The sequence below is a fragment of the Pyxidicoccus caerfyrddinensis genome, assembly GCF_010894405.1.
Lineage (GTDB): Bacteria > Myxococcota > Myxococcia > Myxococcales > Myxococcaceae > Myxococcus > Myxococcus caerfyrddinensis.
Map to the genome: position 1 here is coordinate 1 of NZ_JAAIYA010000165.1, position 378 is coordinate 378.

Annotated in this window: 1 protein-coding gene; it reads left to right on the forward strand. The window is 71.7% G+C overall.

Annotation, left to right across the window (positions count from 1 at the left end; genetic code table 11):
- Positions 1–57 precede the first annotated feature (57 nt).
- On the forward strand, positions 58–378 hold a 321-nt coding region (locus tag G4D86_RS52005; RefSeq protein ID WP_240360982.1), incomplete at its 3' end, for a ribonuclease HI family protein.

Sequence of the window (378 nt, forward strand, 5' to 3'; positions counted from 1 at the left end):
CAGCTTCTCGACGAAGCCGCCACCCGTCTGGGCCCTCCCTCGAGGGCCGACGACGGAGTGACGGCGACCTCGGCTCCCGCCTCGACAGCGGTGGAGCCGTCCCCTCCTTCCGAGCCGCTTCCTCGCGTGCGCGTCTATTCGGACGGCGCCGCGAGAGGAAACCCCGGGCCCGCGGGCGCGGGCGCGGTGGTGACGGACCCCGAAGGCCACGTGGTGGCGCGACTGGGCCGCTTCCTCGGGACGCAGACGAACAACTCCGCCGAGTACCAGGGGCTCCTGCTGGGCCTGAAGCACGCGAAGTCGATGGGCGCGCGCGAGGTGGACGTCTATGCCGACAGCGAACTGCTCATCCGCCAGCTCGGTGGGCAGTACCAGGTG